12 protein-coding genes are annotated in these 15922 nt (G+C 62.1%); 4 read left to right on the top strand and 8 right to left on the bottom strand.

The annotated features are described in order from the left end of the window. The first annotated feature begins 165 nt into the window (after positions 1-165). From acs to WM94_RS13350, 3 genes are all read left to right on the top strand, one after another. Complete coding sequence (gene acs / locus WM94_RS13360) at positions 166-2100, top strand: acetate--CoA ligase (protein WP_061551386.1); 1935 nt, start codon at positions 166-168, stop codon at positions 2098-2100. A gap of 42 nt (positions 2101-2142) precedes the next feature. Beyond that, positions 2143-3012, top strand: a complete 870-nt coding sequence (locus tag WM94_RS13355; RefSeq protein ID WP_061551385.1) for an oxygenase MpaB family protein — start codon at positions 2143-2145, stop codon at positions 3010-3012. A gap of 78 nt (positions 3013-3090) precedes the next feature. Then, positions 3091-6027: a DUF748 domain-containing protein gene (locus WM94_RS13350; protein WP_061551384.1), complete on the top strand. Its 2937-nt coding sequence runs from the start codon at positions 3091-3093 to the stop codon at positions 6025-6027. A gap of 121 nt (positions 6028-6148) precedes the next feature. Here WM94_RS13350 and WM94_RS13345 read toward each other — a convergent pair whose 3' ends face one another. Continuing rightward, positions 6149-6562 carry a VOC family protein gene (locus WM94_RS13345; RefSeq protein ID WP_061551383.1) on the bottom strand — a complete coding sequence of 138 codons (414 nt, stop codon included), beginning with the start codon at positions 6560-6562 and terminating at the stop codon, positions 6149-6151. A gap of 60 nt (positions 6563-6622) precedes the next feature. On the opposite strand from WM94_RS13345, the gene WM94_RS13340 reads away from it, so the two are divergent. Then, positions 6623-6925, top strand: coding sequence for a putative quinol monooxygenase (locus WM94_RS13340; RefSeq protein WP_061551382.1), 303 nt, complete (start codon positions 6623-6625; stop codon positions 6923-6925). Positions 6926-7003: 78 nt separating this feature from the next. Here WM94_RS13340 and WM94_RS13335 read toward each other — a convergent pair whose 3' ends face one another. The 7 genes from WM94_RS13335 to nusA form a co-directional block, all read right to left on the bottom strand. Beyond that, positions 7004-7354, bottom strand: a complete 351-nt coding sequence (locus WM94_RS13335) for a BON domain-containing protein (RefSeq protein ID WP_013974282.1) — start codon at positions 7352-7354, stop codon at positions 7004-7006. A 264-nt stretch (positions 7355-7618) separates the two neighbouring features. Continuing rightward, a complete protein-coding gene (pnp, locus tag WM94_RS13330) occupies positions 7619-9724 on the bottom strand; it encodes a polyribonucleotide nucleotidyltransferase (RefSeq protein ID WP_013974283.1) in 2106 nt (701 codons plus the stop codon). Positions 9725-9974: 250 nt separating this feature from the next. Continuing rightward, positions 9975-10244: a 30S ribosomal protein S15 gene (rpsO, locus tag WM94_RS13325; protein ID WP_003249971.1), complete on the bottom strand. Its 270-nt coding sequence runs from the start codon at positions 10242-10244 to the stop codon at positions 9975-9977. A 147-nt stretch (positions 10245-10391) separates the two neighbouring features. Then, positions 10392-11309: a tRNA pseudouridine(55) synthase TruB gene (gene truB / locus WM94_RS13320; RefSeq protein ID WP_013974284.1), complete on the bottom strand. Its 918-nt coding sequence runs from the start codon at positions 11307-11309 to the stop codon at positions 10392-10394. Between the two features lie 3 nt (positions 11310-11312). After that, entirely contained in the window at positions 11313-11711 is a 399-nt protein-coding gene (gene rbfA, locus WM94_RS13315) for a 30S ribosome-binding factor RbfA (RefSeq protein ID WP_003258061.1), read from the bottom strand. Positions 11712-11827: 116 nt separating this feature from the next. Then, positions 11828-14368 (bottom strand): translation initiation factor IF-2, encoded by a 2541-nt coding sequence (gene infB / locus WM94_RS13310; RefSeq protein WP_024087764.1) that lies wholly within the window; start codon positions 14366-14368, stop codon positions 11828-11830. Positions 14369-14395: 27 nt separating this feature from the next. Next, a complete protein-coding gene (gene nusA / locus WM94_RS13305; RefSeq protein WP_003258062.1) occupies positions 14396-15877 on the bottom strand; it encodes a transcription termination factor NusA in 1482 nt (493 codons plus the stop codon). Positions 15878-15922 lie beyond the last annotated feature (45 nt).

The following is a 15922-nucleotide window of genomic DNA, read 5'->3' as shown; positions in this document are numbered from 1 at the left end:
CCCGCTCCCTCAGGTACCGTACAGGCCTCAAGAACTGTTCAGTACCTGTGGGAGCGGGCGAGCCCGCGAAGAGGCCGGCTCAGGTTGAACACCTCTCCCAGCTACACTGTCCTATCGAATAGCCGTTGCAGTCCATCGCCCCTTACAAGAGCAGGACCACCCGCCATGTTCGATATCCGCAACTACCCCCAGGCCCTGGCCGTCAGCCAGTCCGCCGCCCTAACCCCCGACGAGTACCGCCGCCTCTACCGCCAGTCGGTGGATGACCCCGACACATTCTGGGCCGAACAGGCCAAGCGCCTGGAGTGGTTCAAGCCCTGGTCGAGCGTGCAGCAATGCGACCTGAAGACCGGCAGCGCCCGCTGGTTCGACGGCGCCCAGCTCAACGTCAGCTACAACTGCATCGACCGCCACCTGGCCCGACGCGGCGAACAGACCGCCCTGCTGTGGGAAGGCGATGACCCCAAGGATTCCAAGACCATCACCTACCGCGAAATGCACCGCCAGGTCTGCCGCCTGGCCAATGCATTGAAAGCACGCGGGGTGAAGAAAGGCGACAGGGTGTGCATCTACATGCCGATGATCCCCGAGGCCGCCTTCGCCATGCTTGCCTGCACCCGCATCGGTGCCATCCACTCGGTGGTGTTCGGCGGCTTCTCGCCCGATGCCTTGCGCGACCGTATCCTCGATGCCGACTGCCGTACGGTGATCACCGCCGATGAAGGTGTGCGCGGCGGCAAACGCATCCCACTGAAGCAGAACGTCGACAAGGCCCTGGCCAGTTGCCCCGCGGTCAGCAGCGTATTCGTGGTGCGCCGTACCGGCGGCGATATCGTCTGGGCCGAAGGCCGTGACCTCTGGTACCACGAGGCAACGGAAAAGGCCGGCGACGACTGCGTTCCCGAGCCGATGGGTGCAGAAGACCCGCTGTTCATCCTCTACACCTCCGGCAGCACCGGCAAACCCAAAGGCGTGCTGCACACTACCGGCGGCTACCTGCTGCAGGCCACCCTCACCTTCAAGGTGGTGTTCGACTACCGTGACGGCGAGGTGTTCTGGTGCACCGCCGATGTCGGCTGGGTAACCGGCCACAGCTACATCGTCTATGGCCCGCTGGCCAATGGCGCGATCTCGCTGATGTTCGAAGGCGTGCCCAACTACCCGGACACCTCGCGCTTCTGGCAAGTGGTGGACAAACACAAGGTGAACATCTTCTACACCGCCCCGACCGCCCTGCGCGCGTTGATGCGCGAGGGCTCCGCGCCGCTGCAGAGTACTTCACGCCAGAGCCTGCGCCTGCTGGGCAGCGTCGGCGAGCCGATCAACCCGGAAGCCTGGGAGTGGTATTTCGAAGAAGTCGGGCTAAAGCGCTGCCCCATCGTCGATACCTGGTGGCAGACCGAGACAGGCGGCATCATGCTCACCCCGCTGCCCGGCTCGCAGTCGCTCAAGCCCGGCTGTGCCACCCAGCCCATGTTCGGCGTACAACCAGTGCTGCTGGACGAAAAGGGCAAGCTCATCGAGGGCCCCGGTGCCGGCCTGCTGGCGATCAAGGCCAGCTGGCCCGGGCAGATCCGAAGTGTCTATGGCGACCATCAGCGCATGGTCGACACCTACTTCAAGCCGATGCCCGGCTATTACTTCACCGGCGACGGTGCCCGCCGCGATGCCGATGGAGACTACTGGATCACCGGGCGTATCGATGACGTGATCAACGTTTCCGGTCATCGTATCGGTACCGCCGAAGTGGAAAGCGCGCTGGTGCTGCATGAGAGCGTTGCCGAAGCGGCGGTGGTCGGTTACCCCCACGACCTCAAGGGCCAAGGCGTTTACGCCTTCGTCACACCGATGAATGGTGTAACACCGGACGACGCGCTCAAGGCCGAGCTACTGGCCCTGGTCAGCAAGGAAATCGGCAGTTTCGCCAAGCCCGAGCTGATCCAGTGGGCTCCGGCGCTGCCCAAGACACGCTCAGGCAAGATCATGCGGCGTATACTGCGCAAGATCGCCTGCAACGAACTCGACAACCTGGGCGATACCTCGACCCTGGCCGACCCCAGCGTGGTGCAGGGCCTGATCGACAAACGCCTCAACCAGTAACCGGCGGCCGTTGCCCATGGCCGCCCTGAACCACAGGTCGCCATGGAAGCCCTTCGCCGCCGCATCGAAACCCAGGTCATGAGCCTTACCGGGCTGGCCCTCGGCCAGCTCGACCTGGAATCGCCCAAAGGTGACCCCGGGCTGTTCGGCCCGCACAGCATCAGCTGGCGGATACATGGCGACTTCCCGAGCATGCTGGTCGGTGGCATCAGTGCCCTCATGCTGCAGTTGCTGCACCCGCTGGCCCTGGCCGGGGTGTGGGACCATTCCAACTTCCGTGAAGACCTGCTCGGTCGCCTGCGCCGCACCAGCCAATTCATCTCGGGCACCACCTTCGGCGCCACCCGCGATGCCGAGTGGCTGATCGACAAGGTGCGTACCATCCACCTGCAGGTAACCGGCACCGCGCCGGATGGCCGCCCGTATGCGGCCAGCGACCCGGACCTGCTGACCTGGGTGCACGTGGCGGAAGTCAGCAGCTTTCTCGCCGCCCACCTGCGTTACCGCAACCCGCACCTTGCGCGCGCCGAGCAGGATGCCTACTACGCAGAGATCGCATTGATTGCCGAGCGCCTTGGCGCCCGCGACGTGCCGCGCTCGTGCCAGCAGGTCGAGGACTATCTGCAGCGCATGCGTCCGCAGTTGCACTGCGACGCACGCAGCCATGAGGTGGTCGGCATCCTGCTCGATGCCCCCGCCCCCAGCCGCTTGGCACAGCCGGTGGGCAAGCTGATGCTGCACGCCGGCGTCGACCTGCTGCCGGGCTGGGCCCAGACCATGCTCGGGCTACAGCACGGTCCGTTGCAGCGGCGCATGATCCGCCTGGGCCTGCAACGCACTGCGCCAGTACTGCGCTGGGCGATGCGTGACGGCTCGGCGCACCGGGCCAAACGGCGCATGGGTATTGAATGAGGTCAACTGGTCACCTCAGCGGAACTGATTTAACGTGCCATACTCCAAGCTCTCCTGCTTAGACAGACGAAGCGACACATGTACAAAGGATTGACTCGCGCCGCTGGCGCACTGCTGGCCCTGGTAGCCCTCTACAGCCTTCTTGGCTTTTTCGTTCTCCCCGGTGTCGCGCTGCGCATCGCCAACCAACAGTTGGCCCAGTACGCAACCGTGCCTGCCCACCTCGAACGGATCGAATTCAACCCCTTCAGCCTCGAGCTGACACTGTGGGGCCTGCAGATCGGCGAGCCTGGCAAGGAGCAGGTCGGCTTCGACCGGCTGTACGCCAACCTTTCGCTCGACAGTCTATGGAGCGGTGCCCTGCACCTGGACGCAGTGGAACTGGTCAAACCGCGCAACGAAGTGCTGTTCGCCAAGGACGGTACTCTCAACCTGACCCGCCTGTTCAAACTGCCAGCCAGCGAAGCCAAGACTGACGAGCCACCCAGCGACCCGTTCCCGCTACGCATCGGCAGCATCAAGCTCAGCGATGGCTACCTGCACTTCGAGGACCTGCGCCCGAGCGAACCGATCGAGTTCCTCTACGACAACATGAACCTGGAGCTGAAAAACCTCAGCACCCTGCCCAACGACAATGCCGACATGACCCTGGTGGCCATCGGCCCCAACGGCGGGCGCATCGACTGGAAAGGCACCCTTAGCCTGGCGCCAATCGCCTCTGAAGGCACACTGAAGATCACCGAAGGCAAGATGAAGGCATTCTGGCCCTATGTGCGCGATGCCGTGCCACTGGTGCTGGAAGACGGCGTGGTCAGCCTCGACACCCATTACAAGCTCAACCTCGCCAAGCAGACCGAACTGTTGCTGGACAACGCGTCGGTGCGCATCGCCCCGTTTGCCATCAAGGCCCCGGATGGCCGCCCGCTGGCACGCCTGGCCAGCCTGGAAGTAAGCGAAACCTCGGTCGACCTGGTCAAGCAGCTGGTCACCGTGGGCAAGATCCGCAGCGAAAAACTGGAAACCTGGGCCGCGCTGGAAAAGGACGGCCAGCTCGACTGGCAGAAACTGTTCGCCAGCCAGCCGGCCAAGGCTACGCCGAAGGAAAAGGCCGAACCGGCCGCCGCCGAGCCCACGCCCGAACAGCAAGCCGCCAAGGAGCCGAGCAAACCCTGGCAGGTGCTGCTCAAGGACGTGCAACTGCGTAACTACCTGGTGCACCTGGCGGACCGTACTCAGAAGGAGCCGGTGGCCCTCGACGTCGGCCCGCTCAACGCCGACCTGCAAGGTTTCGACAGTCTCAACAAGTCGCCCTTCAACCTCAAGCTCGATACCGGCGTGGGCAAGCAAGGCAAGCTTCAGGCGGCCGGCCAGGTCAACCTGGCGCCCATCTGGGCTAAGCTGGACGTGAGCACCCGCGATATCGACCTGCGAGTGACCCAGGCCTATATCAGCCCGTTCATCCTGCTGGAGCTGCGCAGCGGCATGCTCGCCAGCGACCTCAAGGTCGACCTGAAGAACACCTCACCACTGGCCTTCAGTGTTACCGGCAAGGCACAGGTCAGCCAGCTGCACACCCTCGACACCATCAAGAGCCGTGACTTCGTCAAATGGCAACAGGTGAACGTCGACGGCCTGTCCTACGTGCACGGCGATGCGCTGTCGATCGACAAAGTGACCCTGCTGCAACCCTATGCGCGTTTCATCATCAACGAAGACCGCACGACCAACATCAACGACCTGCTGATCCCGCAGCCGGCCGGCGCCCCGGCGACCAGCCAGGCCAAGCCGGCCTCCGCCGGCAACGACAAGCCGCTGGGCATCCACATCGGCCAGATCGACATCAACGACGGCTCGGCCAACTTCGCCGACCTGTCCCTCACCCCCAACTTCGCCACGGCCATCCAGCAGCTGAACGGCAGGATCGGCACCATCGACAATCGCAAGCCGGTGCCGGCCAAGGTCGACGTCAAGGGCAAGGTCGACCGCTACGCGCCGGTCACCATCAAAGGCGCCCTCAACCCGTTCAACCCGCTGGCCAGCCTGGACATCGCCACCAGCTTCAAGCGGGTCGAGCTGACCACACTCACCCCCTACTCCGGCAAGTTCGCCGGCTTCCGTATCCGCAAGGGCCGGCTCAACCTCGACCTGCATTACCTGATCACCAATGGCCAGCTGAAGGCCGAGAACAAGGTGGTGGTTGAGCAGTTGCAGTTGGGCGAGAAGGTCGACAGCCCGGACGCAGTGGACCTCCCTATCCGCCTGGCGGTGGCACTGCTGAAGGATACAGAAGGCAAGATCTCGATCGAGCTGCCGGTATCCGGAGACCTCAACAACCCGCAGTTCAGCGTGATGCCGATCGTCTGGCAAACCCTGCGCAACCTGGTGTTGCGTGCGGCGCAGGCGCCGTTCAAGTTCATTGGCGGGCTGGTTGCCGGCGGTGGCTCGGAAGATCTGGGCAATGTGTCCTTCGCCCCGGGCTCCAGCGAGCTTAGTGGCGACGCCCAGGCATCGCTGGACAAATTGGCGTCGGCCCTGAAGGAACGCCCGGAGCTGCGCCTGGAAATCGAAGGCACCAGCGCCCAGGCCAGCGACGGCCCGCTGATCGCCCAGCAGCGCCTGGAGCGTGAGTACCAGGCCACCTGGTACAAGATCCTGCAGCGCCGCGGTGACAAGGTGCCGGCCAATGCCTCGATGCTGGTGGTCGACGACAGCGAAAAACCGGCGATGCTCGAAGGCATCTACCGTAACCGCCTGAAGCAACAGCCGCCTGCGGAATGGGAGCAATTGGGCCGCGACGAGCGCACCGCCAAGCTGCGCGAGGCGGTGATCAAGTCCTGGGCCGAAAGTACTGCGCTGCTGCGCACACTTGGCCAGGAGCGGGCCAGCAGCATCAAGGATTACCTGGTGGACAAAGGCCAGCTGGAAGATGACCGGGTGTACTTCATCGATACCAACCTGGGCCAGGCCGAGAGCGATGGGCGGGTGGTGACGCCGATGCATCTGGATGCCGAGTAACTTCTACTAGCAGGGCTGGCCTCTTCGCGGGTAAACCCGCTCCCACAAGGTATGCGCCGGCCTTGAGCTGTGCGCGATCCCTGTGGGAGCGGGCAAGCCCGCGAAGAGACCGGTACAGGCCTCACACCAACCGCTGCCCCGACACCGCCGGGTGGTACAACGGCTGCACCTTGTTCCCTGCCGGGTCCAGCAGGTGGAAGCTGCGCGCCCCGTCACCATGGTTGAACGGCCGGTCCAGCAGGGTCACGCCATGGGCCTTGAAATACTGGTACCAGGCCTCCAGCTCCTCCACGCTATCGACGATGAACCCATAGTGGTCCAAGGTCTGCAACCCATTGGCCGCCCCAGCCCCGCGCCCCAGCGACAGGTTGTCGTTACCACAAGTGAGATACACCAGGTCTTCGTTGGCGCGCTTCAGCACTTCCATGCCCAGCACATCGACGTAGAAGCGTTCGCACTCCTCCAGGTTGGGCACCAACAAGGCAATATGGCGCAGGCCGTTCAGGCGGCCAGGGCGTGCAGGCAATTCGGACATTGGCGAGGCTCCATTTTTGTATACAATTCACAATAGAATTTAAAACAAAAGGAGAGCCTTGTGTATAGTCTGTTCATCAAGACCCGTGTGAAGTCCGGTTGCGCCGAGGATTTCCTGACCGCGATCAAGGTCAATGCCGCGGCTTCCGTCTCCACCGAACCTGGTTGCCTGGTGTTCGATGTGTCGCAGGACCGCGTCGACCCGGAGGTGATCTACCTGTACGAGATCTACCGCGACGATGCAGCCTATGAAGCGCATACCCAGACCGCGCACTTTCGCGATAGCCGGCCATTGGTCGAGCCGCTGATCGTCGAGCAAGAATGCTTCGAGAGCGATGTGATCGCGCGTAACCCGGTGTACTAGCCGCCAATGAAAAGCCCCGGCAAATAGCCGGGGCTCGGAGCGAAGGTGGCCAAATCCGTTTGGCCGACGGGACATTCCTTATTCGGCTTTCAGGCCGTCAGACATGACGCTTTTCACGCCCTTGATGTTCTTGGTGATGCGTACTGCTTCTTCTTTCTGGGATTGAGTGATCGCCACGTCAGACGACAGCGAGACGACGCCTTGGCTGGTCTCGACTTTGATGTCGCTGCCTGGAATACCTTTTTCAGTCAGCAAGTCCGCTTTCACCTTGGTAGTGATCCAGGTGTCGGAACCTTCCTGCTTGGCGTTATCCACGGTGTTGGCAGCCAACATGACTGGAGCCTGGGTTGGCTCCGCAGCGAATGCGCCGTTAGCCATGGTCAGGGTCAGGGCGGTAGCAGTAGCGGCAGCAATGGCGAACTTCTTCATGTGAGTCACTCCTGTTTTTTCGAAAGGTCTGCGCCGTATGTCCTGGCGTCAGATATGGAGGTAGTTGCATGCGCTGTGCCAGCTTTTCCGTCTCGACTTTTTCCTTTAAAATCAATAAGTTAGCGAAAAACCAGCATTCCCGTCGTCGTGCATTTTGCAATCTGCACGGTAAACCTGCATGCAAGATGCAAGTCCGCAAAAGGTTCCCTTTCGCCCATGAAAAAAGGGCCCCGAAGGGCCCTTTTCCTGTTGCGTGGCGGTCGCTTAGACGCCCGAGGCCTTGGCCGCGGCAACGTCCTTGATCGACAGCTTGATACGGCCGCGGTTATCCACGTCCAGTACCAGTACTTCGACTTCCTGGCCTTCTTTCAGGATGTCGGTGACCTTCTCGACGCGAGCATCGCTCAGCATGGAGATGTGCACCAGGCCGTCCTTGCCAGGCAGGATGTTTACGAACGCACCGAAGTCGACGATGCGCTCGACCTTGCCGACGTAGATCTTGCCGATCTCGGCTTCGGCGGTAATGCCCAGGATGCGTTGCTTGGCAGCATCTGCCGCTTCCTTGGTTTCGCCGAAGATCTTGATCGAGCCATCGTCTTCGATGTCGATCGAAGCCTTGGTCTCTTCGCAGATGGCGCGAATGGTGGCGCCGCCTTTACCGATGACGTCACGGATCTTGTCGGTGTCGATCTTCATCGCGATCATGGTCGGGGCGTTGGCCGACAGCTCGCTACGCGACTGGGCGATGATCTGGTTCATCTGGCCGAGGATATTCAGGCGCGCTTCCAGGGCCTGGCCCAGGGCGATCTCCATGATCTCTTCGGTGATACCGTTGATCTTGATGTCCATCTGCAGCGCGGTAACACCCTTGGCGGTACCGGCTACCTTGAAGTCCATGTCGCCCAGGTGGTCTTCGTCACCCAGGATGTCGGTCAGGACGGCGAACTTGTCACCTTCCTTGACCAGGCCCATGGCGATACCGGCAACCGGTGCCTTCATCGGTACACCAGCGTCCATCAGGGCCAGGGAAGCACCACAGACCGAAGCCATGGAGCTGGAACCGTTGGATTCGGTGATTTCCGATACCACGCGGATGGTGTACGGGAACTCGCTGTCGCTCGGCAGCATGGCCTGCACGCCACGACGGGCCAGGCGGCCGTGGCCGATTTCACGACGGCCAGCGCCGCCCATGCGACCGCACTCACCCACCGAGAATGGCGGGAAGTTGTAGTGCAGCATGAACGGGTCTTTTTTCTCGCCTTCCAGGGTGTCCAGCAGCTGGGCGTCACGGGCAGTACCCAGGGTCGCAACGACCAGGGCCTGGGTTTCGCCACGGGTGAACAGCGCCGAACCGTGAGTCTTCGGCAATACGCCGACTTCGATGTTCAGCGGGCGCACGGTGCGGGTGTCACGACCGTCGATACGCGGTTTGCCGTTGACGATGTTCTCACGGACGGTGCGGTATTCCAGCTCGCCGAAGATTTCCTTGATGGCGCCGGCGGACGGGCCGGTCTCTTCGTTGCTCAGACGGGCAACAGCCTCGTCGCGCAGCTGGCCCAGGCGATTGTAGCGGTCAGCCTTCTGGGTGATGGTGTAGGCCTGCGAAACGGCTTCGCCGAACTCGGCGCGTACCAGGTTCATCAGCTCGACGTTGGCCGGGGCTGGCTGCCAGTCCCAGGTCGGCTTGCCGGCTTCGGCAGCCAGTTCCTTGACGGCCTGGATCACGGCCTGGAATTCGTCGTGGGCGAACAGCACGGCGCCCAGCATCTGGTCTTCGGTCAGCTCTTTGGCTTCCGACTCAACCATCAGTACAGCCGATTCGGTACCGGCAACGACCATGTCCAGGCTCGAGGCAGCCAGTTGCTCGTAGGTCGGGTTCAGCAGGTAGCCGGTGCTTTCGTGGAAGGCAACGCGAGCGGCGCCGATCGGGCCTTCGAAAGGAATGCCGGAGATGGCCAGGGCGGCCGAGGTACCGATCATCGCAGCGATGTCCGGGTCGGTCTTCTTGCTGGTGGAAACCACGGTGCAGACAACCTGCACTTCGTTCATGAAGCCTTCCGGGAACAGCGGACGGATCGGACGGTCGATCAGGCGCGAGGTCAGGGTCTCTTTCTCGGAAGGACGGCCTTCACGCTTGAAGAAGCCACCCGGGATCTTGCCGGCGGCGTAGGTCTTTTCCTGGTAGTGGACCGACAGCGGGAAGAAGCCCTTGCCTGGATCGGCCTGTTTGGCACCGACCACGGTCACCAGCACGGTGACGTCGTTGTCGACGGTAACCAGCACGGCGCCGGTTGCCTGACGGGCAATACGGCCCGTTTCGAGAGTAACGGTCGACTGACCGAACTGGAATGTCTTGATTACCGGGTTCACGGTTTCCTACCTTTTTTCAGTGGCTCTGGGGGAACTGGTTTCTTGCGAATTCTTGGGCAGAACGGGGAATCGGCCCCATTGACCGTCCAGATACAACACGAGGCTGGGAGCCTGGCACCAAGCGGAAAATCCGCTCAGCATTGCCAGGCTGCCAACCTCGGAGATACGCGTGGCGTGTCCAACGGCAGCACTGCAAAACAGCCCTGCCGAAGCCTGCGACACGCCATGCACACCACTGGCCAGGCCGCTATTAGCGACGCAGACCCAGGCGACCGATCAGGGCGCTGTAACGAGTGGTGTCTTTGCCCTTCAGGTAGTCCAGCAGCTTACGACGCTGGTTGACCATACGGATCAGACCACGACGGGAGTGGTGGTCTTTATCGTTGGCCTTGAAGTGGCCTTGCAGCTTGTTGATGTTGGCGGTCAGCAGAGCAACCTGCACTTCCGGGCTACCGGTATCGCCGGCGGCTTGCTGGTATTCGGCAACGATCTGAGCTTTTTCTTCAACGCTGAGGGCCATTTGGCTTCTCCTGATAACGGATCCCGCATGCGGGGTCCAATAGGCCAGGGACAAATCCCTGTATTAATAAAAAAGGTGTGACCGTGCCTACTGACAGCCACCCTTGGTGCCGTGGGGCCTGGCAATTGCCCGACCCCGCGGTTTCGGTCATTCCGACCGAATCAGCCGACGCGGCGCAATGCGCCCGTCTTCGCTCACTTCACCGATACCGATGAAGCGCGCATTGTGATCCTGTACCCGGACCATGCCAAATTGCGGCGCGTCCGGCGCGCGTACCGCCTGCCCATGCAGCCAGTAGAACGCACTGTGCTCGGACAGGCACACCAGTGGCCAGTCCTGCAGGCCGCTGTCCGAAGGCATCAGGAAGCGGTCGAGCGCTTCGTTGCCGCCTTCGGCATGGGCCTGTTCGAGTTCCTCGAGGGTGACCGTCTGTGCCAGCGCGAAAGGCCCGGCCTGGGTCCTGCGCAGCTCGGCGACATAGGCGCCACAGCCAAGGGCCTCACCGATATCCTCCACCAGGGTGCGGATATAGGTGCCTTTACTGCATCCTACGCTCAGCCGTGCACGGGTGCCTTCGCACTCGAGCAACTCCAAGCGGCCAATAGTAACAGAACGCGCCTCGCGCTCCACTACCTCTCCTGCACGTGCCAGCTTGTAAAGCGGCTGGCCATCACGCTTGAGCGCCGAGTACATCGGCGGTATCTGGCTGATCTGGCCACGAAAACGCGGCAGCAGGGCCTCGATGTCGGCGCGACCAACGGTCACCTCACGGGTCTGCAGCACTTCACCTTCGGCATCGCCGGTGTTGGTAGTCTGCCCCATCTGCATGACCGTTTCGTAGCCCTTGTCGGAATCGAGCAGGTACTGCGAAAACTTGGTCGCTTCGCCAAAGCACAGCGGCAGCACGCCGGTTGCCAGCGGATCGAGGCTGCCGGTGTGACCGGCCTTTTCCGCATTGAGCAGCCAGCGCACCTTTTGCAGGGCGGCGTTGGAGGTGAAGCCCAGCGGCTTGTCGAGCAGGATGATGCCGCTGACGTTGCGGCGGATACGTTTGACCTGGGCCACCGCTTACTCCTCGGCGTCCAGCTTGTCGGCATCCTTGTGCAGACGGTCTTCGGCGACCGCGCGCTCGATCAGTGCCGACAGGTGGGCACCACGGCTGACGCTTTCGTCGAAGTGGAAGTGCAGTTGCGGCACGCTGCGCAGTTGCATCACACGGCCCAGGTGCAGGCGCAGGAAGCTCGCGGCGCTGGTCAGGGCCTTGAGGGTCTGCGGTACGGCGTCGGCGCCGTCCTGGCCCATCACGGTGATGAACACCTTGGCGTGGCCAAGATCACGGCTGACATCGACGGCAGTGATGGTCACCAGGCCGACGCGCGGGTCTTTGACTTCACGGCGGATCAGCTCCGACAGCTCGCGCTGCATCTGGTCGCCGATGCGTTGGGTACGGCTATATTCTTTTGCCATTCTTGCTACCTGTAACTTAAAGCGGCAAACGCCCGGTCAGGCTGAAGCCTGACCGGGCGCTACCTACTGAGGCGCTGCCCACCGCCCTGCGGCGGGGGCTGGCGCCCTGCTCACCTTTAAAGGGTACGAGCAACCTGGACTTTCTCGAAGACTTCGATCTTGTCGCCGACCTTGACGTCGTTGTAGCTCTTCACGCCAATACCGCACTCCATGCCGTTACGTACTTCGGAGGCGTCGTCCTTGAAGCGACGCAGCGACTCCAGTTCGCCTTCGAAGATCACAACGTCTTCGCGCAGTACGCGGATCGGACGGTTGCGGTACACGGTACCCTCGATGACCATACAGCCAGCGATGGCGCCGAACTTCGGCGAACGGAACACGTCACGTACTTCGGCGACACCCAGGATGTTCTCGCGAACATCGCTGCCGAGCATGCCGGTCAGGGCCTTCTTGACGTCTTCGATGATGTCGTAGATCACGTTGTAGTAACGCATATCCAGACCTTCCTGCTCGACGATCTTGCGCGCGCCGGCATCGGCACGCACGTTGAAGCCGAACAGTACTGCATTCGAAGCCAGCGCCAGGTTGGCGTCGCTTTCGGTGATACCACCGACGCCGCCACCGATCACGCGCACCTGAACTTCGTCGTTGCCCAGGCCCGACAGCGAACCCTGCAGTGCTTCCAGGGAACCACGCACGTCGGTCTTGAGGACGATGTTGAGGGTCTTCTTCTCTTCCTGACCCATGGTCTCGAAGATGTTTTCCAGCTTGCCGGCGTGAGCACGGGCCAGCTTGACCTCGCGGTACTTGCCTTGACGGAACAGGGCAACTTCACGAGCCTTCTTCTCGTCGGCAACCACGGACAGCTCGTCACCGGCTTCCGGGGTACCGTCCAGGCCGAGGATTTCGACCGGGATCGAAGGGCCGGCTTCCTTCACAGGCTTGCCGTTCTCGTCGAGCATGGCGCGCACGCGGCCATAGTTGGAACCGCACAGGACCATGTCGCCCTGACGCAGGGTACCGTCCTGAACCAGGATGGTCGCCACCGGGCCACGGCCCTTGTCCAGGCGAGATTCGACAACCACACCACGACCTGGAGCGGTCGGGGTAGCGGTCAGTTCCAGGATCTCGGCCTGCAGCAGTACAGCCTCGAGCAGTTCGTCGACGCCGGTACCCATCTTGGCCGAAACCTTGACGAACGGAGTATCACCACCCCAGTCCTCGGAGGTCACGCCTTCGACAGCAAGCTCGTTGCGGATGCGATCGATATCGGCACCCGGCTTGTCGATCTTGTTCACTGCAACCACCAGCGGAACGCCAGCTGCCTTGGCATGCTGAACGGCTTCGCGGGTTTGCGGCATCACGCCGTCGTCCGCCGCCACCACCAGGATGACGATGTCGGTAGCCTTGGCACCACGGGCACGCATCGCGGTGAACGCAGCGTGGCCTGGGGTATCGAGGAAGGTGACCATGCCGCGGTCGGTTTCCACGTGGTAGGCACCGATGTGCTGGGTAATACCACCGGCTTCGCCAGCGGCAACCTTGGCACGACGGATGTAGTCGAGCAGCGAGGTCTTACCGTGGTCAACGTGACCCATGACGGTAACGACCGGCGCACGCGATTCGACTTCACCTTCGAACTTCAGCGATTCGGCCAGGGAGTCTTCCAGGGCGGTATCGCTGACCAGGGTCACTTTGTGGCCCAGTTCTTCGGCGACCAGCTGAGCGGTTTCCTGGTCGAGCACCTGGTTGATGGTGACCGGGGTACCCAGTTTGAACATGAACTTGACCACTTCAGCGGCCTTGACCGACATCTGTTGGGCCAGTTCCGAGACGGTGATGGTCTCGCCGATGGTCACGTCACGGATGACTGGACCGGTCGGGTTCTGGAAGCCGTGCTGGTTGCGCTTCTTCAGCTTGCTCTTGCCACCCCGGCCACGGCGTACGCCATCGCTCTCTTCATCGGTGGTGCGCGGTGCGGCACGAGGAGTCGGAGCCTTTTCCTTCTCCTTGACCTTGACCTTGATCGACACGCGCGGGGCCTCGCCACGACGCTCGCCACCACGACGGTCTTCGTCACGGGTGCGGCCTTCGTTGCGACGGGCTTCGTCCTTCTTGCGCTCGGCAGCACGGGCTGCGGCGTCTTCGGACGCCGGGGCGTCGGCAACTACCGGGGCCGGGGCAGCGGCAGGTGCCGCCTCTGGCTTGGCGGCAGGCGCAGGGGCTGCAGCAGCGGTTTCGGCGGCCTGACGGCGAGCCTGCTCTTCGTTGCGCTGGCGAACTTCGGCCTCGACCTTCTCGCGAGCGGCGTTTTCAGCCGCGCGGCGCTCTTCCAGCTCACGCTTCTGCTCAGCCTGGATTTCTTCCGGGCTGCGCTGCACGAATACTTTCTTCTTGCGTACTTCTACGCTGATGCTCTTGCTACCGGCGACACGCAGGGTGCTGGTGGTTTTGCGCTGCAAGGTAATCTTGCGCGGCTCTTCCGCCTTGCTCTTGTGGCTGCTCTTCAAATGAGTCAGCAAGGTCTGCTTCTCATTGTCGGTCACTACCTGACCGGCGTCGGTGTGCGGCAGACCTGCCTCACGCATCTGCTGCAGCAGGCGCTCTACCGGTGCCTCGACCTCTTGGGCCAGTTCTTTCACCGTGACTTGCGTCATGCACTTCTCTCCTCAGGCCGCGCCTAATTACTCGAACCAGTGGGCTCGGGCGGCCATGATCAACTTGCCGGCACGCTCTTCGTCGATGCCGTCGATGTCGAGCAGATCGTCGATCGACTGCTCGGCCAGGTCTTCGCGGTTAACCACGCCGCGCACCGCCAGTTCCGCCGCCAGGTCCTTGTCCATACCCTCGAGGGAGAGCAGGTCGTCAGCCGGATGGGCGTCTGCCAGTTTTTCTTCGGTAGCGATGGCCTTGGTCAACAAACGGTCCTTGGCTCGAGCGCGGAGCTCGTTGACGATATCTTCGTCAAAGCCATCGATGTTGAGCATTTCTTCCAACGGTACGTAGGCAATTTCTTCGAGGCTGGTGAAGCCTTCGTCGACCAGCACTTGGGCCAGCTCCTCGTCGACTTCCAGTTCATCGATGAAATTGCGCAGGATGTCACCGGTTTCGGCCTGCTGCTTGGCCTGGATGTCCTTTTCGGTCATCACGTTCAGGGTCCAGCCGGTCAGCTGACTGGCCAGGCGAACGTTCTGACCGCCACGACCAATGGCCTGGGCCAGGTTGTCCTCGGCAACGGCGATGTCCATGGCATGGGCATCTTCATCAACGATGATCGCCGCGACTTCAGCCGGCGACATGGCGTTGATGACGAACTGCGCCGGGTTATCGTCCCACAGGACGATATCCACACGCTCACCACCCAACTCCCCGGATACGGCCTGGACGCGCGAACCACGCATGCCGATGCAGGCGCCTTGCGGGTCGATGCGCTTGTCCTTGGAGCGGACGGCGATCTTGGCTCGCGAACCCGGATCACGGGATGCAGCCATGACTTCGATGAGGCCCTCGGCAATTTCCGGCACTTCGATGCGGAAAAGCTCGATCAGCATCTGTGGCGCGGTGCGCGACAGGATCAGCTGTGGGCCACGGTTCTCGGTGCGAATTTCCTTGAGCAGCGCACGCAGGCGCACGCCAACACGGAAGGTCTCGCGCGGAATGATGTCTTCGCGGGCCAGCAGGGCCTCGGCGTTGTTGCCCAGGTCAACGATGACGTTGTCGCGGGTAACCTTTTTGACGGTACCGGAGATGATCTCGCCAACGCGCTCGCGGTAGGCATCGACCACCTGGGCACGCTCGGCCTCACGGACCTTCTGCACGATGACCTGCTTGGCGGTCTGGGCGGCAATACGACCGAATTCGATGGACTCGATCTTCTCTTCGATCACGTCACCAACCTTGGCTTCAGGGTGGGTTTCGTGAATCTTGCTCAACCAGGTCTCGATCGCCGGATCATCAAGATCGGCTTCGTCGACCACGGTCCAGCGACGGAAGGTCTCGTAGCTACCGGTGTGGCGATTGATTTCCACACGCAGGTCGACTTCGTCTTCAAAACGTTTTTTGGTTGCAGTGGCCAGTGCCACTTCCAGCGCTTCGAAAATGACGCCGGGCGGTACACCTTTTTCGTTGGATACCGATTCAACAACCAGCAGTACTTCTTTGCTCATCGTACGCCTCGCCTTGCGCAAGCCATTGGGCCCGGATAGTCCGCC

This window comes from Pseudomonas sp. ABFPK (assembly GCF_001586765.1).
GTDB classification, from domain to species: domain Bacteria; phylum Pseudomonadota; class Gammaproteobacteria; order Pseudomonadales; family Pseudomonadaceae; genus Aquipseudomonas; species Aquipseudomonas asiatica.
This window is presented reverse-complemented; position numbering and strand designations above follow the sequence as displayed.